Genomic DNA, 24,934 nt, shown 5'->3' with positions numbered 1-24,934 from the left:
TCATGGTAAAATCTGGAGACAAAGAAGATGCTCTCCCTCACAACCTCCGGAAAGGATCGATAAAGCATGGGTTATGTATACCTCAACGGCGGATTTATCTGCAGCGATCAAGCCACGATTTCGGTGTTCGATCAGGGCTTTCTTTACGGTGACGGAATTTTCGAAAGCTTTCGCTCAGTTAACGGCCGCCTTTACCAGTTTGACCAGCATTACCGACGCTTGCTGCAGTCGGCTCGTGCCCTTAACTATCCTCTGACTTTCTCCCAGCAGGACCTAGAAGAGATTCTGCTCGAATTACAACGCTTGAACGAACTGACTCATGGCTACTTCCGCATCACCATCACCCGGGGCCGCGGCGAGATCGGCTTCCAGCACCATATGGACAGCAACCTGACCTGCCTGATTATGGCCCGCGAATTTTCCGGTTTCGGCGCTGAACACTATGAGCAGGGCATCCGGCTGCGGGTAGCCGCAACCCGGCGCAATGCCCCCGAGGCGATCAACCCGCAGATCAAGGCCATCAGCAACCTCAACAGCCTGCTCGGCAAGCTTGAGGCCAGGGCCGCCGGGGCTTTCGAAGTGATCATGCTCAACAATAAAAAACACATCTGTGAGGGTGCCTCGTCGAATATTTTTTGGAGCAAAGGACAGTGGGTCTTCACCCCCGACGTCTCGACCGGGCTGCTGGAAGGGGTCACCAGGGCCACTATCATGCGGCTCTGTGAACAGAAATTGAATCTGCGCGTGGTCACCGGTGAATTCAAACTGCAGGATCTCAAATTTGCCGATGAGGTTTTCATCACCTCGACCTCACTGGAAGTCATGCCGGTGGTCAAGGTCGATGATTTTACCATTAACCAGGGGACGGTCGGCCCCATTGCCAAAAGTTTGCGCAATGCCTTGCGCCAGGAGATGGCCGCGGCCAAGCAGAATTGAAAAGCAGAGCCCTGGCAAATTGAAAGCTGTCCTGGCAGGGAACCAGTTTCACACCGAATTTCAAGGACCCAGTTCACCTGATCAATGTGTTAGAAGATCGTCATTGATATTTATCCCAGTAAGGGATGCAATAATAATTGCACCTGCAAGATTTTTTTCCTTCGTGAATTTCTATTAGTATTATTAAACAATTGACTTTTCCCGTCGTCAAAAAGAAGCAACTTATCTTTCCTTTCCTCTTCCATCTCATCCCGGTTACCTATTCATTTTCCCATAAAAATCAGAGAATTACCAACAATGTTAGTTGGCATTAATTGTGCTTTATTTTGGAGAGTTGATCTCCACACGAACAGCGCCACAATCAGATAACGGCCCTGTCCGCCGAAAGCTGAAAAACTGTCTCTTCCTCTTGGCGGCAAGGCCTAAATGTGACTCGTTCCAGGTCAGGTGATGAAGCACTGATCAACTGGGCACACCCGGATTTACTCACGATTTACCGTCATAAAAAAGGACTTGTCCCCACGAATGTAGGGCGGTGGTTTGGCAACATTGGCAAAACAACGACCGCCAGGAAGCTTTTGCAACAGAAGTGATCTCTTGCGTTTGAATGAATCAAGCCTCTTAATTTGGAGAAAGGATCGACTGATGTTTAAAAATTTGAAGTTAGGAACAAAAATCGGCGGTGGCTTTGGAGTTCTGCTTATTCTCGCTATCGTCCTCGGGGCTCTGGCCGTTGTCAATATGGAGAAAGTCGAAACCAAGTCGGTCATGCTGCAGCAGGAATATGTTCCTGAGGTCGATATTGCCAATAAGATCGAGCGCAGCTCATTCAGAACCATGTATGCCATGCGCGGCTACGGATTCACCGCAGATGAAAGCCTGCTCGCCAGCGCCAAAGAAAACATGGCCATGCTGACCGAACGTCTTACCACAGCCAAGGCCCTCGGTGACCAGGCGCCTCACCTGAAGGCGTTACGTCCGGCGGTTGAAAAAGTTGAAACGGAATTTGCCTCTTACCGGCAACTGGTCGATCAAACCATCGCCGTGAACGCTAACATGGCTGAGAATCAGCAGAATCTCGATGCCGCAGCAGCTCAATACATGACCAACTGCGAAGAATATCTGACCGGGCAAACCCAAAAGATGACCGACCAAATCACGGCAGGGTCCTCTCCGGCAGACTTACTGGAACGCCTGAAAAAAATCACCATCGCCAATGACATTGTCAATGTCGGCAACGCAACCCGGCTGGCCGCATGGAAATCTCAGGCTAAACGGGACCCGCAGCTGATCAAGGACGCTAATGAAAATTTTGCCCTGATGAAGGCTAGGTTCGCAGAGCTGAGAAAGATAACCACCCATCAGGATGATATGAAGCGGATTGCCAATACCGAGCAGGCGGCCGCTGATTATCAAACAGCCATGAACAGTTACCTGGCCAACTGGATCAAAAACAATGAATTGGGCCAACAACGTAATGACCTCGGCGATGCGGTGGTCAAGGAAGCTCGCGCCGTTGCCGTCGCCGGGATGGAAGGAACCCAGAACATCGCCACTGTTGCCGTCGAGGCATTAAGCAGCGCCGGCCGTACCATGATCGGTGGACTGATCATGGCCACTTTGATCGGCCTGGCAGCTGCCACCCTGATCACCCGCAGTATCACCAAACCGTTGCATCGGGCCTTTACCGTGATCAGCCAGTACGGCAAGGGTGACACCAGGGATCAGAGCCTGCCGATGGGCGCCAAAATCAATTGCTCAAGCCTTGGCAACTGCAGCCAGCAGGACTGTCCCAGCTACGGCAAGGAAGTCCACTGCTGGGTCGACACCGGCTCCTTCGGCCCCAATCCGATCTGTGTCAAACTCACTAACGGCACCTACAACGACTGCCGCCAATGCAAAGCCTACCAGGCTCGCGACGAAATCACCGAGCTCGGCTCGGTTCTGGTCGGCATGGCCCAAAGCCTGCAGGGACGCAGCGAACTGGCTGAAGCCATTGCCCAGGGCGATCTGACTCATGAGGTCAAAATCGCCTCCTCTGCTGATCAGCTCGGCAACGCGTTGAAAGCAATGCTCGAAGGGCTGCGGGAGATGGTCGGCGGGATTCAGGTGGCTGGGGAACAGATTGCCTCCGGCTCCGGCCAAGTGTCTGATGCCAGTCAGGCCCTGTCGCAGGGGGCAACGGAGTCGGCCAGCTCCCTGGAAGAAGTAACGGCCTCGATGAATGAAATGGCCAATCAAGTCCGGACCAATGCCGAAAATGCCTCTACCGCCAACCGGCTGTCCAATGAATCCAAACAAGCTGCGGAAAAGGGTGACCGGCAGATGGCGGAAATGGTTGCGGCCATGGGGGAAATCAACCAGGCTGGGCAGAACATCAGCAAAATTATCAAAGTCATTGACGAAATCGCCTTCCAGACCAACCTGCTCGCCCTTAATGCCGCGGTCGAAGCCGCCCGGGCCGGCCAGCATGGGAAGGGGTTTGCGGTGGTAGCCGAAGAGGTGCGTAACCTTGCTGCGCGCAGTGCCAAAGCTGCCGAAGAGACCGCAGAATTGATCGAAGGGTCGGTGGTCTTGACCGACCGCGGCAACCAGATGGCTGAGCAGACCGCAGCAGCCCTGAAAGAGATCATGCAGGGGACCAACCAGGTGGCGGCCCTGCTTGAGGAAATCGCTGCGGCATCCAATGAGCAGGCCCAGGGCATCAGCCAGGTGACCACCGGGCTGACCCAGATCGACCAGGTGACCCAGCAGAATACCGCCAGCGCCGAAGAAAGCGCGGCCGCTGCTGAAGAGTTGTCCAGCCAGGCCATGCAGATGCGCGAAATGCTGAAAAGATTCATTCTGGATAAGAACAATCGGGGTGCCAACCAGGTCGAGTTTGTCAGCAAGAAGAACCGCCCGACCGGCGGCTGGGGCAACCACAACATCCAGCCGAGAATAGCAATGAAGCAGCAGATACCTCTGGAGGACAGCGAATTCGGTAAATACTGACCCCTCTCCCGCGCTGGTTTCCGCTCCCGGAAATCAGCGTGGATTATTCCGGTTATGGTAGCATCCGCTACCATAACCCGGGGTATGAATGCTTTAACGCGCGATCAGGCAGCTTTGACAGTTGAAATTTCGATTAACTTTTTTTAAAATTATTGCTACAATTCAGCCTCCCAAGACATGAACATCGCCTGAAAAAGAAGATCTGGTCTAACAACCGAGAGATTAATGAAGCCAAGACGCGCTTTTATTTTAACGGTCTTTTTCTGCTTATTCTGGGTCTCCGGCCTCTTTGCCCAAACTCAGCCAACCGACCGATCTCCTATCCTTTCCGCCGCCGAATTTGATTATCCCCCGTTCAGCCTGATCGATGAAAATAATCAACCTACCGGGTTCTCGGTCGAACTGCTCAAAGCGACGCTGCAGGCCATGGGCTATGAGGTGACCTTTACCACCGGCTCCTGGGCCAAGATCAAACAGCAGCTGATTGACAAGCAAATTCAAGTTCTCCCGCTGGTTGGGCGAACGCCGGAGCGGGAAAAATTGTTCGATTTCACCTTCCCCTACCTCCATATGCACGGCACCATCATCGCCCGGACCGACAATAAAGAGATCAACTCCCTTAGCGACCTCCGTGGCAAACAGGTCGCAGTGTTACGTGGTGACAGCGCGGAAGAATTTCTGCGCCACAGCAACCTGGGTGCGACTATCGTCCCGACCGACTCTTTTGCGACGGCATTGCTGGATTTGTCACAGGGACATTATGATGCGGTCGTCATCCAGAAACTGCTGGCTTTCCAGCTGCTTCAACAGTACAGCCTCAAAAACCTCCAGGCGGTCGGTCCCCCCCTTGAGCAATTCGTGCAATCCTTCTGCTTTGCCGTCCCCAAAGGTCAGCGGCAGCTGTTAAGCATACTCAACGAAGGCCTTTCCATTGTCATTGCCGACGGCACTTTTCAGAAGCTGCACGAAAAATGGTTCGCCCCGCTGGTCAGGCCCAAAAGCCGCATCATCGTCGGTGGCGACAAACAGTACCCGCCCTATGAGTACCTGGATGAAAACGGCCAGCCCGCCGGGTTCAACGTCGACCTGACCCGGGCGATCGCCAAACAGTTGAATCTCGATATCAGTATCGAACTTGACTCCTGGAACAACATTCGGCAGGGGCTCTCCAACGGCAACATCGATATTATTGAGGGAATGTTCTATTCTCCCGAACGGGATAAAGTGGTGGATTTTTCACCACCCCACTCCGTTGTTGGCCATGCCATCATCACCAGGAAAGGGGATCTGCCCTTTGCCAATCTCGGCCAACTGAGCGGAAAATCCATTCTGGTCATGGAGGGGGACATCCTCCACGACCTGGCCGTAAAAATGGGACTGGCCAAGGAATTGATCACCGTCTCTACCCAGGAAGAAGCCCTCCGTCGCCTTGCCGATGGGCAGGCAGACTGTGCTTTAGTCGCCCGAATCCCGGCATTTTATTGGATCAGAAAACACCACTGGGACAATCTGCTGGTCGGGCAGAAATCGATTCTTTCCCCCGAATACAGCTACGCCACCCTGCATGGCAACGGAGCTCTCCTCGCCGATTTCTCGGAAGGACTCCATATTCTCAAAGAAAACGGCCAATACCGGCAACTTTATTCCAAATGGTTTGCTCCCTACGACTCCTCCGAGAACAGTTTTAAAACGACCATCAGATACGTAATTTACGGTGTTACTCCAGTCTTTATCCTGCTGCTGGTGATCTCTCTCTGGAGCAGAACCCTGAAAAAACAGGTCAATCAAAAAACCGCTGAACTGCAGCGGGAAATCGCCGTTCGCAGACAGACCGAAGCAATCCTTCAGGCTGAAAAACAGAAATTTCATACTCTGTTTGAACATGTTGCCGACTATGCGCTGGTTCTGCAGCGGCAAGACGATGATTTGTTCATTGTCGATCTTAGCGAATCGGCCTGCCGCCACCATGGTTATGAACGCCACGAACTCATTGGCAAATCCATCAACCTGCTCGATGTCGACGGCGCGGACCTGATCTCGGAGGACGCCCCGATCCGTAATCTGAAACCCGGGGAAACACTCACTTTCGAAGTTTCCCACCGCTGTAAGGATGGCAAAATTTTCCCGGTCGAAGTCACCCTGCGTCCGCTGCAGCTCGATGAGCAGGAATTTATTCTCGCCATTGAGCGCGATATCACCCAGCGCAACAAGGCCCAGCAGGATAAAGAAAACCTGGAGAATCACCTTCGCCAGAAATACAAAATGGAAGCGGTTGGCGTTATGGCCGGCGGGATTGCCCATAATTTCAACAACAATCTGGCCATTATCCTTGGCAACCTGGAGCTGGCACAGAGAAAAAACTCAGCCGACGAAGAGGTCAAAACCTTTCTCCACAATGCCCAGATTGCGGTGCGCCGGTCCCGTGATCTGGTACGGCAGATCCTTGCCTACAGTCGCAAGGAATCGGAACAGATCGAGTCGGTCCAACCGAACATGGTTATCGAAGAAACAGTCAAATTGTTGAAAGCCACCCTTCCTTCGACCATCAACCTATGCTACCAAGTCGCTTCGAGCGCTGCCGTGGCCACCATCGAAGCCAATTCCACCAAACTTGAGGAAGCCCTGATCAATCTTTGCACCAACGCCGTTCATGCCATGGAGGAAAAAGGCGACCTGACCATCGCCCTGGCGACTGCCGACCTGCAGGAGCAAGACCTTCTGCCGCAATACTCCTGCCAGCCAGGGTCCTATATCAGCATCAAGATCACGGATACCGGCTGCGGCATAGCGCCGCAAGTCATTGACAGAATCTTTGACCCGTTCTTCACCACCAAGGACGTGGAACAGGGGACCGGTATGGGGCTGGCGACTGTCCAGGGATTTGTCAAAAAAAGCCGCGGTATGATCCGGTTACAGAGCACAGTGAACCAGGGGAGTTCTTTTGAGCTGCTGTTTCCGTTGACGACAGAACCCAACTCTTCCGTACAGCCAAAAACCGATAACCAGCAATTGCCAACCGGCTCGGGACATATCCTGCTCATCGATGATGAACAGATGCTGACAGAAATGATCAGCATGATGTTGACCGATGTGGGTTATCAGGTGACCACCGAAACCAGCAGCACAGCCGGGCTGAAGAGACTCAAGGAGACCCCGGAACAGTTTGATCTGCTGTTGACCGATCAAACCATGCCGGAATTGACCGGCACGGAACTCATTGCCAAAGCCAAGGCCATCAAACCGGATCTTCCGGTCATTCTCTGTTCCGGTTACAGCTCCAAAGTGTCGGAAGAGGACATCGAGCGCCTCGAAATTGATGCGTTCTGCCTGAAGCCGTTGGAAATGTCAGCATTACTCGCCACCATCAGCAGAGTTCTGCAATAATTCCTTTTCTCCCCGACTTCTACCAGCTGCGCTAACCAACACCTTGCCAGGCTGTTGAAAAACAACCTGCGCCAAAGATTCCAGACTGGACGGCCGCATTCGGAATCAGGCATATTGGCAATGAAAATATCTACCGTTAAGATTCTCACCAGGCAACACTGGTCATGAAGCATCATCCGGAGCCAACCGAGCTGGAACCAATGGAGTAAAAAATCTTGAAAACAACCGTTACCGACATCGACAAGCCCCCCTGCTGAGGCCCGGAGAACTCCGCCGGTGGCGGAGAAATCAATGACCAGGTCCCCGGCTTCACATCCTGGCTGACCACAACAGTCGGCAAAGTCCCCCGGATCTCATCCCAACTCAGCTGGCGGGATCGCCTCGGCTGCTGGAAAGCCCGTTGGGGGATCGGGCGGGATTCCTACATTGTCCCGCCGGGCTTATACGCCGTTGGAAACCCCGACACTTTGGCTCCCGTCGTGGTTACCGCAAACTATAAAATGAGTTACGACCTGGTGCGCAGCACCCTCAGGGGCAGGAATGTCTGGATCCTGGTTCTGGAAACTTACGGGATCAATGTCTGGTGTGCAGCGGGCAAGGGCTCCTTCGGAACCAGGGAACTGATCGGGCGCATTCAGTCCACCGCCCTCAAGGAACTGATCGATAATCGATCTATCATCCTGCCGATCCTGGGCGCGCCGGGCATCGCTGCCCACGAGGTCACCAGGGCAACCGGTTTTAGAATTCGCTATGCGGCCATTGATATTGCCGACCTTCCCGAATACCTGGATAACGGTCTGGTCACAACTCCGGAGATGAGAAAACTGATCTTCTCCCTGCGCCAGCGACTGGTGCTGATCCCGGTCGAGCTGATTCACTCGCTGCAATTCTCGCTGCCTGCAAGCGTGGTGACATTCCTGGTCGGATGGTGGTTCAGGGGGGCCAGCTTCGGCCTGGCTGCTGCTGCGGCACTTTGCGGAGCGGTCCTGACCGGAACGGTTCTGCTCCCCATCCTCCTGCCCTGGCTGCCTGGGCCAAGTTTCGCTTTTAAGGGGATGCTCCTCGGTTTGCTCGGCAGCGCCTGCTGGGCCTGGGCCATGTGGCCGGGGTTCAGCCCGGCGGCGATTGCGGCAGCGGTTCTCGTCCTGACCAGCATCAGCTCCTTTTACGCCATGAATTTCACCGGCAGCACCCCCTTTACCTCGCGCTCCGGGGTGCGCAAAGAGATGAATATCGCCCTGCCCGTCATGCTCGCCGCTCTGCTTTGCGCGGCCCTACTCTGCGGCTGGGCACTTTTTTCATAACTGGAACAGGACATCCGCCATGGATAATTTCAGATATATCAAGAATGTGGCCACCCTGAGCCTGGATGCCGAGCACTGTATTGGCTGCGGCCGCTGTGTTGAAGTCTGCCCCCATGCCGTCCTGGTCCTGGAATCCGGCCGGGCAAGAATTGTCGATCTGGATGCCTGCATGGAATGCGGTGCCTGCGCCCGCAACTGCCCGGTCGCCGTGCTCAGCGTCGATTCCGGGGTCGGCTGCGCCTCCGGGCTGTTGTCTGAGTGGCTGGAAGAAAAATTCTCCCTGCGGATCAAAGGGGGGTGCTGAACAGCGCCGGCAGGCTTTCCCGTCACTGTTATCCCCATCACTGCGCTTGTTGCTCGATCGCCTGTTCCGACCGTTGAATCCCTTTTTCCGTGAGATCCTTGCCGAAATTGATGGAATCGATCAGCCAAAAACTGATATAGAGCAGCGCAACTAGGACCAAGGCCAGCAGCAGGCTGCGGAGAACCTTGCGTGGTTTCCAGAGGGTCATGAGCAGCAAGATGCCGCCCACGACATAACAAAAGAGAGGATATTGTTGGTAAAAACTGTTGGCCCAATCAATAAACAGCTGAAAATCCATGAGCTTGGCTCCTTGCAGAGGCTCTCTGCATCAGATACTGTCCCGAATGGCGCTAGTTTAAGAGTCGCTGGCAGCAAAACCGGGACTGTCCCCGCACGGGGGCTGTCCCAGGTCTTTGCGGTGTTAACCGCGACAGTTTCATGGCTCGCAAACTCTTGGGACAGCCCCCGATGACCCTGGGGACAGTCCCGAGTTTACTGCAAAGTTGCTTAAACTAGCAGCCATTTCATACGTCCCCCTGTTTATTGATCGATTGGCGAAGCAACGCCAGCACCAGGCTCGTATAAGGTGCGTCCTGCCCCGTGGCGCGGCAACGTTCGACCACTGCTCCACAGATCGCGTCGAGTTCCAGCGGCCGCCCCATCTCCAGATCGACCAGCATGGAGGTCTTGATGGCCGCAAAAGTGCGGATCAGCTCGAACATTTCATCGATATCAGCCTGCCCCAGGGATACCCCGGCAGCATTGGCGGCCCGGGCCGCTTCCTGCATCAGTCCGTAAACAATGGACCCAAACTCAGCGTGCCGGGTCAGGGTTTGGGTATCCAGCCGGGTCAGTGCGGAAAGCGGATTGACCCCGTTGTTGATGAGCAGTTTGCGCCACAGCTCATAACGGATATCGGTTGTTACCCTGGTTGGAATTCCCGCCTCATTGAACGTCCTGCCCAACAACTCAAGAGGAGAAGCGGGCTCTGTCGCTCCCTGCGGCCAATGACCGATGATCAGCTGGGCCGGGCCGCGGGCCTGGATCTTCCCCGGGGCAATAACATGGCCGCCAATACGCACGGCCAGACCGCCGATCACCCGCCGGGCTGGCAAACTGCCGGCCAGCAACTCTTCGTTATCCACCCCATTCTGCAGGGAAATCACCGGACAATTGCCGGCTTTCAACCAGGAGCCGGCCTGTTGTAGCAGCGCGGCAGTGCCGTTGGCTTTAATTGTCAACAGAATCGCGTCAAAATCAGCGGCGCAGTAGTTCTGTTCCAGTTCTGCCCAGGATACCGCGCAGATCGGTTCTTCGAAGCAAAAATCTTCATGGTCAATATTCAGCCCGGTTGCCTGCAGCGCCTGCAGATGTTCGCCGCGCGCTACCAGCACCACCTCATGTCCGGCACGAATCAACCGTGCGCCATAATAGGCACCGATTCCTCCGGCACCCCAAATCAGAAATTTCATTGTGCCCCCAACAGGTTGTTGGAAATACTCACTCTGAGACATTGTCAAGCAGGGTCTGGAAAAAGGGATTTTTCCAACCTCACAAAATTAATCCCTTAAAAAAACATCGATTTCACAATGCAAGCCAGCGATGATCCCTATAGTCGGCAGAATTGTCGTGATATCTACATTTGACGGCAAAGAGCGGGCTTCAGTAGCAATCTAACAGAGGCGAACACACAGACCAATGGCAATTATGGCAAATCGTAAACCTGAATCTCTCCCCTGAATGAGCTTTTACCTGTCGAGACAGGGATAAGAACGCTAGGGACGGGGTTTATCGATGAGATAACGGAAGACTGAATCGTTGTTGTTCCGTCCTGCTCTGAGAAGAACAGAGCGGAACAACAGGGAGACAGTTTTGTTTTCAGATAGATACAGAGGTGGGCCCTTACGGCCGCAGCGTTAAGCCTGCAGCAATTCAGCGGCAGCCCTGGCAACTACGGCATCCTCCTCGGCTTTAAGGCCACTGACACCGATACCACCGAGCACTTTCCCGGCGGGATCTTTTAATACAATGCCCCCGGGAAGGGCTGTCATCTTGGGATCACAAAAGTAACTGATTGAAAGGTTTTCATTTTGCAATCGCGCCAGAAAAGCATCGGTATCGACCCCCATACGCGCAGCGGTGTATGCTTTGGCCTGGGAAATATCAACACTGCGGGCATGGCCTCCTTCTACACGATTAAAAGCCATCAACAACCCAGCCGAATCACATACTGACACGCATATCGGCCGGTCAAATTCACGGGCCGCTGTTTCAAGTACTTTAATGATCATGGCCTGAGCCATTGGCAGATTGAGTTCCATGTCAGATCTCACTTTCTGAGAAATGGGGAGTCAGGTAACATTGGAAGAACAGCGGCGCTGAAAAAGGAGAAACAGGGGCAGCACCGGACAGTTCTGGACCTAGTCAAGATAGATGGTCTTGCCAGCCGACAATAATCCAGCCTCATAGACTTTCATTAATTCCAGAGAAAACTCAAGCGTTCCCTTTTCGGGTTGAATCTTCTCCAAAATACAATCACAGAAATACTTCATTTCAAAATACATTCCCTGAGTGAATAAGGCCTTGTTTTCCAGTGTCGCCATACAATTTGAGGGTTCCCAGACAATGGCTCCATGACCGTCACCTGGCGGAGCGTAATTCGTCGTTTCCTTGTAACTGAAAGGGATGCCCCGGTGTAGCGTGATTCTTGAATTTTCTATATCAAGCTGCCAACTTTCACCGTACACGGCATACCGTTCAAGCCTTGGCTGAGGGCCAGAAGACATGTGAAAATTTCCCATCACACCGCTGGCAAAATGCAAAGCAACGATGCCCCGACCCGCGTCGTTACAGAGAGTGGTCACTCCGGCAACTTTTCCACCCAGAGCCATCATAAATGAAAGCGGGTGAATTCCGTTATTAAGCCAATTAGACACATCTGGAGCGGCAAGCGCCTTTTTCCCATCCAGCGGAACTGTCATCGGGTAAACAGACAGCATGGACTGCAATTCCCCGAATTTATCAGAATTGACAATTTCAGTCGCTTTTTGCGCTGCTGGAGAAAAGACCTTTTTATATCCAACCACCACAACCTGGTCGGTGCGATGGGCGAGCATGGCTTCGACATCATGAGCCCGCATTGCAATGGGTTTTTCAACCCAGACGTGTTTTCCGCGGTCCAATGCTTCGATGACAAACCGGGGATGAAGCTGCGCACTGACGCTGATAAAAACCGCATCAATCTCTTCATGATCATACATCTCTACAGGGCTTTGATAATGCGTACAGCCATATTGCTCGGCTGTAACCCTGCCGATATCAAGGTTGCGATTACACACAGCTGTCACCTGCACCGGCAGGTAATTCATTGCCGGAAGAATATTTCTGTAGCTGTGGGAACCGATCCCAATAATGCCGACCTTGATTTTATTTTTGAACTCACGCTGATAGCTCATCGCTCTAATCTTTCGGTATTATTCTGCTCTGCGTTGATCCCGGCAGGAAGGGTCTCTTGAGTGACCGAAAGCCAAGGCACAGAGCAGAGATTTATTTAAAACAGCGGCCCGAATCAATCACCAGGCTTTGCCCGGTGATGCTGTCGGTCTTGGCAAACATAACAACCGCTGCGGCCACATCATCCCTGTCTACAGTCTTTTTTAGAGCAGATGAGTCTTTTGAGCGGTTAAAATGTTCTTCGGTCAGTTTACCGGTCATGCGGGTGCCCGCCATCAATCCAGGGGCGACATCATTGACCAGAATATCCGGAGCCAGAGCAACAGCAAGACAGCGGGATAAATGCTGCAGACCTGCCTTTGACACCGAATAGGCGATCGAACTCGAAGCCGGAAGATTCCCGCCGACAGACGACACCGTGACAATCCGACCGCCACCCCGCTTTTGCAAATAGGGCACCGCAGCCCTAACTGCGAGATATGGTGCCGTCAGGTTAAAATCAATGATGTGGCTCCATTTATCAGCATCAAGGGCGTCAAGATCCCGAAACGGAATTGACTCATTATAAGCTGCGTCAAGAACCAGGATATCAATCCCCCCAAAAGCGTCCTCAGCTGCTTTCAGCATCACATCAATTCCTTGCTGATTGCCGATATCCGCCTGCACTGCGATAGCATCACAGCCTGCTGCAGCCAGTTCCTGCTGCTGCGCCTCAGCCTTGTCCACCGATGTGCCATAAACCATGCACAGCTTGACACCTTCTCTGGCCAAACTCCGGCAGATATCCCAGCCGAGACCACCGGTCGCCCCGGTCACAACCGCAACTTTTCCGCTAATATCCATCTGAACATTCCTTCGAAAGGTTTTTCATCAAAAAGCAGGCGTCTTGACTTTCCCTGTCGCGAAAAATGTCGTTAAGTTTTCGAAAACAAGGTCTTCCATTTTCTCCCGTGTTTCCGCTGTTCCACTGGCCATATGGGGAGTCAGGACAACATTATCAAGGGCCCAGAGCTCTTGAGGCGTTTCTGGCTCATCATTAAAAACATCCAGTCCTGCTCCGCCAATATCACCATTTATCAGTGCATTCACCAATGCATCCTGATCAATGACAGTCCCCCGCGAAATATTAATCAGGAATCCCTTCGGCCCCAACGCATTGATAACCTCTGCGGATATCATGTGATGGGTCGCCGGACCGCCGGACACGGTGACAATGAGAAAATCAGCCCATCGAGCCAGTTCGACCACTGATGCTTCAAACCCATAAGGAACATCCGCTAAAAATTGGCGGTCAGTATAATGTATTGTCAGATTAAACCCGGCGGCCCGGCTGGCAACGGCACGTCCAATCTGGCCCAAGCCGACAATCCCAAGTTTTTTTCCTGAAACGCTGGCAGTCATGGGATATTTTTTCTCCAGCCACAAGCCTTTACGGACATAACGATCGGCGGCGCTGACCTGACGAGAGACATCAAGCAACAAAGCAAGGCCAAGATCAGCGACGCAATCAGTCAATACTCCTGGAGTTCCGCCCACTTGAATCCCTTTGGTTCGAGCAGCATCAAAATCAATTTTTTCAAGCCCGACCCCACGCGAGGAGATAACTTTAAGATTTGGAAGCATCTTCATCAGCTCAACAGAAACCCCCACCGGAGCACATGTCGCAACTCCCTGAATTTTATCACCATGCTCAGAAAGATACTTTTCAATACAATCCTGCTCCCACTGCCGATGAACATAAAATTCGTTTTCAAGCTCTGCATCCAATTTTGGGGATAATTTGGCAGTTTGCAATATGTGAAACTTCATTTCAGTTCTCTCCTTCATATCATCAAATAATTTAGGTCTCGTTCGTCCATAAACAACTCTTTAGAAGATAGTGCGCTCTTGTTGCTCTGATCCCTTCGACGGACCACATTCGCCACCGCCCAAGCGCTGGTTCTTTTTTGGGGCCGCCTTAAATACCTTTTCATTTCTGATCCGAATTCTGCCGCCCTGTATCCGTACGACCCAGAAGCAGACAGACTTTTCAACTCGTCGCCCGAACGGAACCTAATATTGACATTGATTAAATTTTTTATATTCCTTGTAAGCAGTAACGATAACGACAATAACAGTGATCAGCAGGATGACACCGGATATCGGTTCGGTGAAAAACGGAGTCATTTCGCCCCTACTTTTCATAAGTCCCCGCCGCAGATTAACTTCAACAATCGGCCCAAGAATAAAGCCAAGCAGTAATGGCGTATTCGGCAAAGATAGTTTTTTCATCAAAAAACCGATACCGCCGAAAGCGAGCATGGTCCCGACATCGAATAAACGATTGTTCAATCCGTAAGAGCCAACCACACAAAGCGTTATAATCACTGGCAAAAGCACATGTTTGGGAACAGAAAGAACCCGAACAAAGAAGCGCATGCCCCAGAACATTGTGGCGATCATAAAAATATTTGAAATAACCAGTGCCGTAAAAATGCCATAGACCAGGACACCGTCAGATTCAAATAAAAGCGGCCCCGGGGTTATGCCGTGAATCATAAATCCAGCCAGCAAAATAGCGGTGGTATTGTCCCCAGGAATACCGAGGGTCATAAGCGGGACCAACGCCCCGCCCGTCGAGGCATTGTTTGAAGCCTCACTGGCAACGATTCCATCCATTATCCCGGTTCCGAATTTTTCCGGATATTTGGAGCGCTTTTTCGCTGCGCCGTAGGCCATGATATTGCAGACAGCCCCACCGAGACCTGGCAATATACCGATACCAGTACCAATAACTGAGGAACGGATACAGTTGGTAATTTGACTGCGAAATTCTTTCATCGAAAACCCGAACCCTTTGATGTCATACTTCGGCATATCGATGTTTTTTAAAACCGTTCGGTCCTCGGCTTCTTCAAGAACTTGAGAAACAGCGAAAAGTCCGATCAGTGCCGGCAATAGACTAATCCCTTCATCCAGAGCGGAAAAACCGAAAGTAAATCGCGGAAATGCCGTGATCGGAGCCATACCGATAAAAGAAATGGTTAGCCCGAGAAGAGCAGCAATCAGCCCCAAGATAAGTGATCCGCTAGAAAGGCCAGCGACCAGAGTTAAGGAAAAAACTGCAATAGCGAAATATTCATAAGGCCCGAATTGCAATGCCACCTGAGCCAGAAGCGGCGAAATAAAAATCAGCACCAGAAGACTGAACATGCCCCCGATAAAGGAGTAGACAATCCCTATTCCCAAAGCTTTTCCGGCCTGCCCCTGTGCAGCCATAGGGGCACCATCAAAGGTCGTTGCAATTGATGCAGGCGTTCCCGGAATTTTAAGCAGGATTGCAGACATTAACCCGCCTGAAGTCCCACCGATATAGAGACCGAGCAATAGGGAAAGACCCTCAACCGGGGTCATCCCAAAGGTGATCGGCAGAAACAGGGCAACCCCCATCGTTACGGTCAATCCAGGGATCGAGCCCATGATGATGCCGGCAACAGTCCCCCCCAGGATAAAGATCAATGTCTTAACGGTAAAAACTGAAAGAATTCCAGTGAGCAGCATTTGTTATTTTCCTTTTCAGCTCAAAATTCCAGCCGGAATCATTACTTTAAAAACATGGACGAACAGCATATAGACCAAGATTGGAGTAATGAGTGAAATCACTACAAACAGCAGGTACTGGCGTTTTGCTCCTTTCGCCAGAACCAATATCTGGAAAAAGATGTAAACAGCCGATGTGATAATAAATCCGAGCCTGCTCATCAAACCGACATAAGCACACATAAGAAATGCGGACAGAAGAACCGCCGGCAAACCGCCGAAGGTTGTTTCTGTCGGTTCCTGACTTTCCTCTTTAACAATAGGGTCTGTCGGAGCACAGCGAAAACTACCAACTATTAGAAGAATTCCAAGAATTGCAAAAAGAACCGCGGCTACGCGCGGTAAAAACGAAGCACCGACCCGCGTTGCAATAAATTCCTGGATATTGAAGCTGGCTGTATAGAGCAGAACGGCTAAAAGAATCGTGCCGATACCCGTCCAGAAATTGGTATCAGTCGCAACATTTTTCATACGTGTCATCAGCATGAGAAGCCTCTCTAACAATAAAAACCCGGGACTTTCAACTCGTAAAAGCCCCGGTCGATACGGATGGAACCTATTTATTTTTTGCTACTTCCGGCGCGGAACAGATCCTGAAATTTCGAGAAGTAAGCAAACTGTTTTTGAGCGTAATCGGTCGCTTCTTTCGGTCCCATGTATGTCGGGGTGACAAAAATCTTCTTAGCATCAGCTTGATACTTTGGATTTTCGACCACCCGCTTCATGGCTGCAGAAAAGGTATCGACTACATCGGCAGGGGTGCCCTTTGGCATACCATAGAAGAAGAACTTATTAAAAACTAATGGCAGTCCTTGCTCTTTTGCAGTTGGGACATCCGGGAACAGTGGATTACGCTCTTCAGAGAGAAGGCCGAGGCAGGTGAAATCGCCCGACTTGAAGTAATCGTAGGTCAGGCCGTATTGAGTGTTAATGACATCAATCTTATGACCTTTGAGAGCAACCGTTTTCGCTGCGTTACCACCGACATCAACTTTATTGAACTCAATACCAGCAGTATCCTCAAAAGCGACCCCGATCAAATGGGGATAACCGCCTGTTTGAATACCAAATTCGACTTCGTAGGGATTCTTTTTGGCATAATCGATTAATTCGTTCAGCGTTTTATAGGGCAGTCCAGGGTGAGTTGCCAGAACCGTGGTATTATCAATGACCCCGATACCGACCATTTCAAAAGCTTCGATACCCCAGTCCGTCAACCCGGCCAGCTTCGGAATCATCGCCTCACCGTGAAAAAACAGTGCCGTATAGCCATCCGGATCGGATTCCATAACCCTCTTCATGCCAAGGGTTCCACCGCCGCCTTTGACATTGACGATAACCAGCGATTGCCCCAACTCTTTCTCCAGATACTTAGCAAACAACCTGGCATTGAGATCTGTGTCGCCACCTGCACCCACCGGAACAATAACTTGAATTGGCTTACTCGGATAACCTGCTGCAAACGCAGAAGCAGCAAACAATGTCAGTAACATCAAAAGGATCAAGCACCGGATTGCCAACAGATTTAATCTCTTTTGCTTCATCTTGTCCTCCACATCGAGTTAGATAATATCTCACGACCGTTTAGATCGCGGGCTGAGTTTCGAACGTAATTGTTATAATGACAGATAAATGGAATGACTGGAATTACTGTTATAACACTTTATCCAAACCTAATCTACCTCTTTTTACCTCACCATATTTATGTTTATATTTCTATGAGTTAAATGTCTCTGAGGATGGCTTGAAGAGATTCGTCGACATGTTTACGCATCGCAATTTCAGCATGACTCTGGTCCCCGACTTTAATTTCATCAATCAGTAGTTCATGCCAATACCTGGGCCCGATCATGGCATTGACCCTCGTGTGAGCGACAGCTTTATACAACAAGTAAAAAAGGTTGGTCCGGCGAAGAGCGTTCTGCAAAGAAGTGTACCCGGTAAACTCTGTCATCCTATAGTGAAACTGATAATGAAGCTTACTGATATCCACATGGGTCTCTTTGGCAAATTTTACATTGTCCAATTGTTTTGCGATAAGCCGTAATGCCTGTTCCTGCTCTTGAGTCATAGTTTGAGAAAGGATCCTTGCAACCTGGCATTCGATGGCCTCTCGAAGCATATACATCTCTTCGATTTTTCTTCTGGTCGGTACGGTGACAAACGATCCCCATTGAGGCTTGGATTCCACCAAGCCGTCTTCCTCAAGACGGTTAAGAGCCTCGATCACGGGGATGACACTTACCCCTGTCACGTCAGCCATTTTCCTTCTAGAAAGCTTCAGACCGGGTTCAAATTCACCATTCAGGATTTTTTGGGAAATGATATCGTAGGCTTTTTGACCTGCGGTCTTAAATCCATTTTCTTCGGCCTGATCAGAAAAAAAGGATTTTGTTTTCTCTTCCATCTATACTCTCCGTTCCGGGTTAGGTGCACAGACAGCACAGCATAAAATGCCAGCTGGTTCTGTTAACTTGCCGATCAATAACTCTATTTTCCATTTCATAATTGCCGAGCTACTCTCCATAATAAGATATGCTAATTTTTGTGTATATCAAAAAATGACATACCTAAAATAACTGATATAACATTTGTACTTGTTCAGCGTAACCCCACCCGACAAACATCATTGTGAAGTGACAGAAAAATAAACCACCAATACATTCAGCAATAAATATATTGATTTTTCTGAATATTACAGGTAGTGTGCATATGCTCAAAATAAAATCCCACGTGCTCTGCTTTTTTGTCAGAACAGCAACCCGCGACCTTCATCTATCTTTAAGAGGGAAACAGCATGCAACTTTACACCAATCGGACCATTAAACCGCTGCCCCAATTTGTTGCCGACCTTGAACAGCGGGCACAACAGCATGATTTCATCATCCATAACAAGGGGGCTATGGACATGGCCCGCTCATTTGCCCTGCACAATGTCCCGGTCAGGGAGGATTTCGACATCCACATGCTGCAGTTCTGCAAACCGGCTAAAGCAGCCCAGGTGATGAGCGCTAACCCGGAACGTGCCGCATTAATGCCCAAATTCGTGATCGCTTTCAGTCAGGATAACCATACCCAGGTGCGCTTTCTTCATTATGACGCACAGACCGTGGCTCAGCTGCTGGGGGATGACCGCTTCAGCGCCATCATTGCCGGAGCCTCTGCCGAGATCATCGCGACCATTGAAGAAAGTCTGTAACAGGTGACCCAGGTCCCCAAGAAGGAGTGAAACTATGCTGAGATCTTTAATGTTTTTACAGAGAAACCTGGTCTATGCGATTCCACTGGCGATGCTTCTCGGCCTGGTTGGCGGAGGCTTTGTCTTTGACGCCAGGCCGTTGAAGATGCTGATCATTCCCATTACCTTTGTGATGATCTATCCGATGATGACCACCCTCAATATCCGGTCGGTTTTTTCCGGCAGGGACTCGCGCCTGCAACTGACCACCCAACTGATCAATTTCGTCCTGGTGCCGGTGCTGGTCTTTTTCCTCGGAAAACTGTTCCTGAACGGACCCGAAACCAAATTCGGCCTCTGGGCGGTCGGGCTGTTCCTGATCGGCGTGCTGCCGGCTTCGGGGATGACGATTTCCTGGACCGGCTTTGCCAACGGCAATAAGGAGGCGGCCACCAAGATGCTGGTCTTCGGGCTATTGATCGGTGCGGCGGCCGCGCCGGTCTACACCAAGGTTTTCATGGGTACCACTGTGGATGTGGACATGCTGCACATGTTCCAGCAGATCTGCATCTTTGTCTTCGCTCCGCTGCTGGCCGGGCTGGCAACCCAGACCTACCTGATCAAGAAACATGGCAGAATGGCCTGGCTGGAGGTCTACAAGCCTAAATTTCCACCGTTCTCAGCACTTGGCGTCGTGCTGATCGCCTTTGTCGCCATGTCTCTCAAAGCCAAAAACATCATTGCCAACCCGCAGGATCTGCTCACTATCGTTATCCCGCTGGTGATTTTCTACCTGCTGTCCTATACCCTGCTGTCGATCATCGGCAAGCTGTTTTTCAGCCGCGAAGATGCCATCGCCATGGTCTTCGGGGTGGTCATGCGCGACCTGTCCATTGCTCTGGCCATTGCCATGACCGCCTTCGGCAAGGAAGGGTCAACCATCGCCCTGCTCATCGCGCTAGCCTATATTTTCCAGATCCAGTCCGCGGCCTGGTACATCAAACTGGTACCCTGGATTTTCGGCCCCCACCAGCAGCCGGCCACGACATTGGAAGAGTCGCAAAGCGCCTGAGGCCAGAGGACGACCAGGGGCACTTTATTTAAGAATGCCCTTGGTCGAAATCGGGGTGGGCTTTTTCACTTGGCACTTTGGGAAATTTGTTTTGCCCCACTGATTTTTCTGCTATCGTAAAGCGGTACGTTGTCGTCATTCGTACCTACTTCGTTGAGGATTTCCATGCTCTATCGAACTCCCCCACCCGTTCCTTCCCAGTCCTGATTCAAGGAAGGAATTCATCGGCAAACATTCTTTTCAATTCGCAGCGGCGATTTGAAACAGAGTCGTTCTATGCCCTATACCTTCCTTACTGATCGTCATCTCACTGCACATCATCGGGAAGGAAAAATCCATGTTGTCTCGTTCTTCGTTTCAGAGTTCCGCCGCCGGTATCTTTGCCGTTGCCTTGTCCGCCATGCTCTGGGGAACAGTCGGGGTTGCCACCCAAACCATTTATCGGCAATCTGACCTGTCGGCGGTATCCGTCGGCTTTTACCGCTTGGCCTGCGGTTTTCCGTTTGTTGCGGCACTGTGCTGGAAAATTGTCGGCAAGGACTGCCGACTGCCCGTCCGACACTATCTACAGATGGGTCTGGTCGGCATCCTGCTGGCCCTTTATCAGGTGTTCTTTTTCGCCGCCATCAGCCAAATCGGTGTGGCGGTTGCGACGCTGATCACTCTCTGCACCGCGCCGGTCCTGGTGGCGGTTATTTCCGTTGTCGTTTTGCGGGAACGATTGACCGGTGCAACCCTGCTCTCCCTGAGTGCAGCAGTCGTCGGCATCGTCCTGCTGGTGGGCCGCCCCGGCAATGTCCCGATCCAGGGCAGTCTGCCACTCGGCGTGGTCCTGTCCCTGGGCTCAGCCACCGGCTATGCGATCGTCACCATCAGCGGCCGGCATATTGCCCGTTCCTGCCATGCGCTCCTGTCGACCACCGTCGCCTTCGGCAGCGGGGCCTTGTTGCTGCTCCCCTTTGCCGCGGCCAATCTGGCAGCGGTCACTTACACGACCAGGATCTGGGAAGTCATCTGCTACATCGGCCTGGTGCCGACCGCCGTGGCCTACCTGCTGTTTTTCACCGGCATGCGCAGCATCAGGGCGGCCAGTGCTTCGATCCTGACCCTGCTCGAACCATTGACGGCGACAATTTTGTCCTGGTTTATGTTTGGCGAACGGCTGGCTCCGACCGGAATACTCGGCGGGCTGTTCCTGCTCGCCGCCATGGTCATCCTGTATTATGGTGAAAAGCACCTGTTGCAGAACGGTTAAATAAAGCAGAATGTTCAAACCCGGAGTGCCTCGTTCGTTGAGCGCTCCGGGTTGCTCCTCAGCAGAGGATTTTTCACTTCTGATCAATCCGGCAGCAGGATGGCAAATTTGTCGCCGCCGACCCTAGCCAGAAAATCGTCTTTGCGCGAACAGCTTCGGCAGGTCTAAATAAGAATGCCCCGCCAAAAACAACTGACGAGGCACTACGGTTCCTATTCGATATTCAGAACATTTACGCTCATTTCAACTTCCAGCTCGTCCCCTCCCGGGTGTCGAGAAGAATGATGCCCCTGGCATCGAGCTCATCGCGGATCTCATCGCCGCGGGCGAAATTTTTCTCCTGCCGCGCGGTCAGCCGTTCCTGAATGAGCTGTTCGATTTCTTCCTGACTGATCTCGAGACGACTCAACCCGGCCATGCGGACCTTTTCGAGCCAGACGGCAGGAACGGAACGGAACAGGCCCAGAACCTCGCCCAGGCGCAGGATGGTCGCCTGCAGGTCGCGGACCTGGGCGACCAGATCGGCTTTCTTGGCAAACTTCTTGGTCGCAATCAGGCGGTTCATGGTCCGCACCCCTTCAAACAAGTGGGCGATGGCCAGGGCGGTATTGAAATCGTCATCCATGGCGGCCCGGAATTTCTCTTCCAGTTGCGCCCCTTCCGCGCTCGCTTCAGACCCTGCGGGGATAGCGGCCAACTGGGTTTCAGCCAGTTCCAGAGCTTCGTAAAAACGGCTCAGCCCGCTTTGTGCTTCGAGCAGGTTCTGGTCGGAAAAATCGATGGGCGAACGGTAGTGGGCCGTCAAAATGAAGAACCGCACCACTTCCGGATCATAGCTCTGAAGAATATCGCGGATGGTAAAAAAGTTCCCCAGCGACTTGCTCATCTTCTCCTGGTTGACGTTGACAAAACCGTTATGAATCCAATATTTGGCAAAGGGCTTGCCGCTCGCTCCTTCACTCTGGGCGATCTCGTTTTCATGGTGGGGAAAAATCAGGTCGCGGCCACCGCCGTGAATATCGAAAGTATCCCCAAGCAGGGAGGAACTCATGGCCGAACATTCGATGTGCCAACCCGGCCGTCCCGGACCCCAGGGTGACTCCCAACTCGGTTCGCCCGGCTTGGCAGCTTTCCAGAGAGCAAAGTCCATGGGGTTGCGCTTCTGCTCCCCCGGAGCAATGCGGGCGCCGGCCTGCATTTCTTCCATGTTGCGTTTGGAGAGCTTCAGGTAGCTGGGGAATTTGTCGACGCTGTAATAAACGTCCCCGCCGGAGGCGTAGGCCAGCCCCTTGTCGATCAGCTTCTCGCAGATCCCGATAATTTCCGCAATGTATTCGGTCGCCCGCGGCTCATGGGTCGGGCGCAGCAACCCCAGGGCGTCCATGTCCTGGTCAAAAGCGGTAATAAACTCTTCCGCCAGATCCTTGCTGGAGATATGGCGTTCGTTGGCGCGATTGATGATCTTGTCGTCAACATCGGTATAGTTACGCACATAGGTGGTCTCAAAACCGGCGAACTGCAGATATCGATAAATAACATCAAAGACAATATTGGCCCGGGCGTGGCCGATATGGCAGTAATCGTATACGGTGACACCACAGACATACATTCCGACCTTGCCGGGAACCAGCGGACGAAACTCTTCTTTTTGGGCGGTCATGGTGTTGTAAACACGTAAACTCATAAAACTCTCCCTCGCTCAGCTCAAATCAGGCCTTCGTAAACGAGCAATTCTTTTCATCAGCAGATTGGTACGGCTTCCCTAACGGGCTTCAAACCGTACCTCATGGCAACGGCTACTTGAGCTTGGCCCAGGCATCCCGCAGGGTCACGGTGCGGTTGAAGACCGGCTGCCCGGCCTGCGACTCACGACTGTCGACACAGAAATAACCGACCCGTTCAAACTGAAAGGTTTCCCCTGCGGCAGCGGCTAGCAGGCCCGGCTCGGCATAGGCCCGGATGATCTGCAATGACTGCGGATTGAGGGCGCTCAGGTAATTTTCCGCCTTGTCCGGGTTCTCCTGACTGAACAGCCGGTCATAGAGCCGAACCTCGACTTCCTCGGCATGCCGGGCCGAGACCCAGTGGATAATCCCTTTGACTTTCCGCCCGTCAGCCGGCGCTTCCCCCAGCGTATCGAGATCGGCGCTGCAGCGCAACTCAATGACCTGGCCCTGCTCATCCTTGATGACTTCGTCACAGCGGATGATATAAGCGTTGCGCAAGCGCACCTCACGACCGGGGCCGAGGCGGAAAAACTTTTTCGGCGGATCTTCCATGAAATCATCCCGCTCGATATACAGCTCGTTGGTAAACGGCACCACTCGATTGCCCAGCTCCGGTTGTTGCGGATGGTTGGGAGACTGAATGTCTTCCACTTGATCAGCCGGGTAATTGGTAATGGTGACTTTCAGCGGGTCGAGCACCGCCATGCGCCGGTAAGCGGTCTCATTGAGCTGTTCGCGGACGCAGTCTTCCAGCACTGACAGGTCGATCCAGCTGGCTCCCTTGCCAACCCCGATCCGCTCGCAAAAATTGCGCACCGCGGCGGCCGGATAGCCGCGCCGACGCATCCCCACCAGGGTCGGCATGCGCGGATCATCCCAGCCGGAGACATAATTTTCCCTGACCAGCTGCAGCAGTTTGCGCTTGCTCATGACCGTGTAGCTGAGGTTGAGACGGGCAAATTCGATCTGTTGCGGAGCAAAAATGTCCAGGGTTTTGATGAACCACTCATAAAGGGGCCGGTGATCTTCAAACTCCAGGGTACAGATGGAATGGGTCACCCCTTCGATGGAATCCCCCTGACCATGGGCGAAATCGTACATCGGATAGATGCACCACTTATCGCCGGTGCGGTGATGATGAGCGTGCAGAATCCGGTACATGGCCGGATCGCGCAGGTTCATGTTGGGCGCAGCCATATCGATTTTGGCGCGCAGCACATGGCTACCGTCCGGAAACTCGCCGTTCTTCATCTTTTCGAACAGGTCCAGGTTCTCTTCGATACTGCGCTCCCGGTACGGACTGTCTTTCCCGGGCTCGGTCAAGGTGCCACGGTTGGCGCGCATCTCTTCGGCGCTCTGGCTGTCGACATAGGCCTGGCCGGCCTTGATCAGCTGAACCGCCCAGGCATAAAGCTGGTCGAAATAATCCGATGCGAAATGCAGGTGCTCACCCCAATCGAAACCGAGCCAGCGCACATCGTCCTTGATCGCCTCGACATATTCGTCGTCTTCCTTGACCGGATTGGTGTCATCGAAGCGCAAATGGCAGCGCCCCTTGAATTCCTCGGCCAGCCCGAAATTGATACAGATACTCTTGGCATGACCGATGTGCAGGTAACCGTTCGGCTCCGGGGGAAAACGCGTCACCACCTGCTGCCGCTTGCCACTCTCCAGGTCTTCAGTGATGATGGTACGGATAAAGTTCGAGCTGACAGGCAACTCCGATGTGCTCATAGCGAGATCCTCAA

General features: G+C 52.3%; 20 protein-coding genes and 1 pseudogene. 8 read left to right on the top strand and 13 right to left on the bottom strand.

Features of this window, described 5'->3' with window-relative positions; translation table 11 throughout:
• The first annotated feature begins 66 nt into the window (after positions 1 to 66).
• The 5 genes from N909_RS0110135 to hgcB all read left to right on the top strand — a co-directional run bounded on the left by N909_RS0110135 (position 67) and on the right by hgcB (position 8,922).
• Complete coding sequence (locus tag N909_RS0110135) at positions 67 to 936, top strand: aminotransferase class IV (protein ID WP_029914617.1); 870 nt, start codon at positions 67 to 69, stop codon at positions 934 to 936.
• Positions 937 to 1,581: 645 nt separating this feature from the next.
• On the top strand, positions 1,582 to 3,930 hold the full coding sequence (locus N909_RS24590) for a HAMP domain-containing methyl-accepting chemotaxis protein (protein ID WP_051689668.1): 2,349 nt from the start codon (positions 1,582 to 1,584) through the stop codon (positions 3,928 to 3,930).
• Positions 3,931 to 4,155: 225 nt separating this feature from the next.
• Positions 4,156 to 7,314: a transporter substrate-binding domain-containing protein gene (locus tag N909_RS0110125; RefSeq protein WP_029914614.1), complete on the top strand. Its 3,159-nt coding sequence runs from the start codon at positions 4,156 to 4,158 to the stop codon at positions 7,312 to 7,314.
• 212 nt (positions 7,315 to 7,526) lie between these two features.
• Positions 7,527 to 8,618, top strand: a complete 1,092-nt coding sequence (gene hgcA, locus N909_RS0110120; RefSeq protein ID WP_250697416.1) for a mercury methylation corrinoid protein HgcA — start codon at positions 7,527 to 7,529, stop codon at positions 8,616 to 8,618.
• Complete coding sequence (gene hgcB, locus N909_RS0110115) at positions 8,545 to 8,922, top strand: mercury methylation ferredoxin HgcB (RefSeq protein WP_084167667.1); 378 nt, start codon at positions 8,545 to 8,547, stop codon at positions 8,920 to 8,922. Before hgcA ends, hgcB begins: the two co-directional genes overlap by 74 nt.
• A gap of 37 nt (positions 8,923 to 8,959) precedes the next feature.
• Here hgcB and N909_RS0110110 read toward each other — a convergent pair whose 3' ends face one another.
• The 10 genes from N909_RS0110110 to N909_RS0110065 all read right to left on the bottom strand — a co-directional run bounded on the left by N909_RS0110110 (position 8,960) and on the right by N909_RS0110065 (position 18,361).
• Positions 8,960 to 9,220, bottom strand: coding sequence for a hypothetical protein (locus N909_RS0110110; protein ID WP_029914607.1), 261 nt, complete (start codon positions 9,218 to 9,220; stop codon positions 8,960 to 8,962).
• A gap of 226 nt (positions 9,221 to 9,446) precedes the next feature.
• The gene (locus tag N909_RS0110105; RefSeq protein ID WP_029914605.1) at positions 9,447 to 10,394 is read right to left on the bottom strand and encodes a ketopantoate reductase family protein; all 948 of its coding nucleotides are present in this window, start codon (positions 10,392 to 10,394) and stop codon (positions 9,447 to 9,449) included.
• Between the two features lie 444 nt (positions 10,395 to 10,838).
• A complete protein-coding gene (locus N909_RS0110100; protein WP_029914604.1) occupies positions 10,839 to 11,243 on the bottom strand; it encodes a GlcG/HbpS family heme-binding protein in 405 nt (134 codons plus the stop codon).
• 99 nt (positions 11,244 to 11,342) lie between these two features.
• A complete protein-coding gene (locus tag N909_RS0110095; RefSeq protein WP_029914602.1) occupies positions 11,343 to 12,377 on the bottom strand; it encodes a Gfo/Idh/MocA family protein in 1,035 nt (344 codons plus the stop codon).
• 91 nt (positions 12,378 to 12,468) lie between these two features.
• Positions 12,469 to 13,218, bottom strand: a complete 750-nt coding sequence (locus tag N909_RS0110090; protein ID WP_029914600.1) for an SDR family NAD(P)-dependent oxidoreductase — start codon at positions 13,216 to 13,218, stop codon at positions 12,469 to 12,471.
• A 27-nt stretch (positions 13,219 to 13,245) separates the two neighbouring features.
• Positions 13,246 to 14,184 (bottom strand): 2-hydroxyacid dehydrogenase, encoded by a 939-nt coding sequence (locus N909_RS0110085; RefSeq protein ID WP_029914598.1) that lies wholly within the window; start codon positions 14,182 to 14,184, stop codon positions 13,246 to 13,248.
• Between the two features lie 243 nt (positions 14,185 to 14,427).
• Positions 14,428 to 15,915: a tripartite tricarboxylate transporter permease gene (locus N909_RS0110080; RefSeq protein WP_029914596.1), complete on the bottom strand. Its 1,488-nt coding sequence runs from the start codon at positions 15,913 to 15,915 to the stop codon at positions 14,428 to 14,430.
• A 15-nt stretch (positions 15,916 to 15,930) separates the two neighbouring features.
• Positions 15,931 to 16,440, bottom strand: a complete 510-nt coding sequence (locus N909_RS0110075; protein WP_029914594.1) for a tripartite tricarboxylate transporter TctB family protein — start codon at positions 16,438 to 16,440, stop codon at positions 15,931 to 15,933.
• Between the two features lie 74 nt (positions 16,441 to 16,514).
• Entirely contained in the window at positions 16,515 to 17,498 is a 984-nt protein-coding gene (locus tag N909_RS0110070; RefSeq protein WP_084167666.1) for a tripartite tricarboxylate transporter substrate binding protein, read from the bottom strand.
• A 179-nt stretch (positions 17,499 to 17,677) separates the two neighbouring features.
• Positions 17,678 to 18,361 (bottom strand): GntR family transcriptional regulator, encoded by a 684-nt coding sequence (locus tag N909_RS0110065; protein ID WP_051689667.1) that lies wholly within the window; start codon positions 18,359 to 18,361, stop codon positions 17,678 to 17,680.
• A gap of 390 nt (positions 18,362 to 18,751) precedes the next feature.
• Between N909_RS0110065 and N909_RS0110060 the strand changes: the two genes are divergently transcribed.
• From N909_RS0110060 to N909_RS0110050, 3 genes are all read left to right on the top strand, one after another.
• Positions 18,752 to 19,153, top strand: a complete 402-nt coding sequence (locus N909_RS0110060; RefSeq protein ID WP_029914588.1) for a DUF302 domain-containing protein — start codon at positions 18,752 to 18,754, stop codon at positions 19,151 to 19,153.
• 34 nt (positions 19,154 to 19,187) lie between these two features.
• Positions 19,188 to 20,204 carry an arsenic resistance protein gene (locus N909_RS0110055; RefSeq protein WP_029914586.1) on the top strand — a complete coding sequence of 339 codons (1,017 nt, stop codon included), beginning with the start codon at positions 19,188 to 19,190 and terminating at the stop codon, positions 20,202 to 20,204.
• A 337-nt stretch (positions 20,205 to 20,541) separates the two neighbouring features.
• Positions 20,542 to 21,459 (top strand): DMT family transporter, encoded by a 918-nt coding sequence (locus tag N909_RS0110050; RefSeq protein ID WP_029914584.1) that lies wholly within the window; start codon positions 20,542 to 20,544, stop codon positions 21,457 to 21,459.
• Between the two features lie 83 nt (positions 21,460 to 21,542).
• On the opposite strand, the pseudogene N909_RS26575 reads toward N909_RS0110050, so the two are convergent.
• From N909_RS26575 to N909_RS0110040, 3 genes and pseudogenes are all read right to left on the bottom strand, one after another.
• Positions 21,543 to 21,608, bottom strand: a pseudogene (locus N909_RS26575) (hypothetical protein); the annotation flags it as partial.
• 89 nt (positions 21,609 to 21,697) lie between these two features.
• Entirely contained in the window at positions 21,698 to 23,143 is a 1,446-nt protein-coding gene (cysS, locus tag N909_RS0110045) for a cysteine--tRNA ligase (RefSeq protein ID WP_029914582.1), read from the bottom strand.
• A 112-nt stretch (positions 23,144 to 23,255) separates the two neighbouring features.
• Complete coding sequence (locus N909_RS0110040) at positions 23,256 to 24,920, bottom strand: glutamine--tRNA ligase/YqeY domain fusion protein (protein ID WP_029914580.1); 1,665 nt, start codon at positions 24,918 to 24,920, stop codon at positions 23,256 to 23,258.
• Positions 24,921 to 24,934 lie beyond the last annotated feature (14 nt).

The organism is Pelobacter seleniigenes DSM 18267, assembly GCF_000711225.1.
In the GTDB taxonomy this organism is placed as follows: domain Bacteria; phylum Desulfobacterota; class Desulfuromonadia; order Desulfuromonadales; family Geopsychrobacteraceae; genus Seleniibacterium; species Seleniibacterium seleniigenes.
This window is presented reverse-complemented; position numbering and strand designations above follow the sequence as displayed.

What these genes read in the sequence shown, in the direction of transcription:
- N909_RS0110040 (WP_029914580.1), bottom strand. Translation starts at nt 24,920, where the DNA reads ATGAGCACATCGGAGTTGCCTGTCAGCTCGAACTTTATCCGTACCATC.
- N909_RS0110105 (WP_029914605.1), bottom strand. Translation starts at nt 10,394, where the DNA reads ATGAAATTTCTGATTTGGGGTGCCGGAGGAATCGGTGCCTATTATGGC.
- N909_RS0110065 (WP_051689667.1), bottom strand. Translation starts at nt 18,361, where the DNA reads ATGGAAGAGAAAACAAAATCCTTTTTTTCTGATCAGGCCGAAGAAAAT.
- N909_RS0110085 (WP_029914598.1), bottom strand. Translation starts at nt 14,184, where the DNA reads ATGAAGTTTCACATATTGCAAACTGCCAAATTATCCCCAAAATTGGAT.
- N909_RS0110125 (WP_029914614.1), top strand. Translation starts at nt 4,156, where the DNA reads ATGAAGCCAAGACGCGCTTTTATTTTAACGGTCTTTTTCTGCTTATTC.
- N909_RS0110050 (WP_029914584.1), top strand. Translation starts at nt 20,542, where the DNA reads ATGTTGTCTCGTTCTTCGTTTCAGAGTTCCGCCGCCGGTATCTTTGCC.
- N909_RS0110075 (WP_029914594.1), bottom strand. Translation starts at nt 16,440, where the DNA reads ATGCTGATGACACGTATGAAAAATGTTGCGACTGATACCAATTTCTGG.
- cysS (WP_029914582.1), bottom strand. Translation starts at nt 23,143, where the DNA reads ATGAGTTTACGTGTTTACAACACCATGACCGCCCAAAAAGAAGAGTTT.
- N909_RS24590 (WP_051689668.1), top strand. Translation starts at nt 1,582, where the DNA reads ATGTTTAAAAATTTGAAGTTAGGAACAAAAATCGGCGGTGGCTTTGGA.
- N909_RS0110110 (WP_029914607.1), bottom strand. Translation starts at nt 9,220, where the DNA reads ATGGATTTTCAGCTGTTTATTGATTGGGCCAACAGTTTTTACCAACAA.
- N909_RS0110100 (WP_029914604.1), bottom strand. Translation starts at nt 11,243, where the DNA reads ATGGAACTCAATCTGCCAATGGCTCAGGCCATGATCATTAAAGTACTT.
- N909_RS0110070 (WP_084167666.1), bottom strand. Translation starts at nt 17,498, where the DNA reads ATGAAGCAAAAGAGATTAAATCTGTTGGCAATCCGGTGCTTGATCCTT.
- N909_RS0110095 (WP_029914602.1), bottom strand. Translation starts at nt 12,377, where the DNA reads ATGAGCTATCAGCGTGAGTTCAAAAATAAAATCAAGGTCGGCATTATT.
- N909_RS0110060 (WP_029914588.1), top strand. Translation starts at nt 18,752, where the DNA reads ATGCAACTTTACACCAATCGGACCATTAAACCGCTGCCCCAATTTGTT.
- N909_RS0110055 (WP_029914586.1), top strand. Translation starts at nt 19,188, where the DNA reads ATGCTGAGATCTTTAATGTTTTTACAGAGAAACCTGGTCTATGCGATT.
- N909_RS0110090 (WP_029914600.1), bottom strand. Translation starts at nt 13,218, where the DNA reads ATGGATATTAGCGGAAAAGTTGCGGTTGTGACCGGGGCGACCGGTGGT.
- N909_RS0110080 (WP_029914596.1), bottom strand. Translation starts at nt 15,915, where the DNA reads ATGCTGCTCACTGGAATTCTTTCAGTTTTTACCGTTAAGACATTGATC.
- N909_RS0110135 (WP_029914617.1), top strand. Translation starts at nt 67, where the DNA reads ATGGGTTATGTATACCTCAACGGCGGATTTATCTGCAGCGATCAAGCC.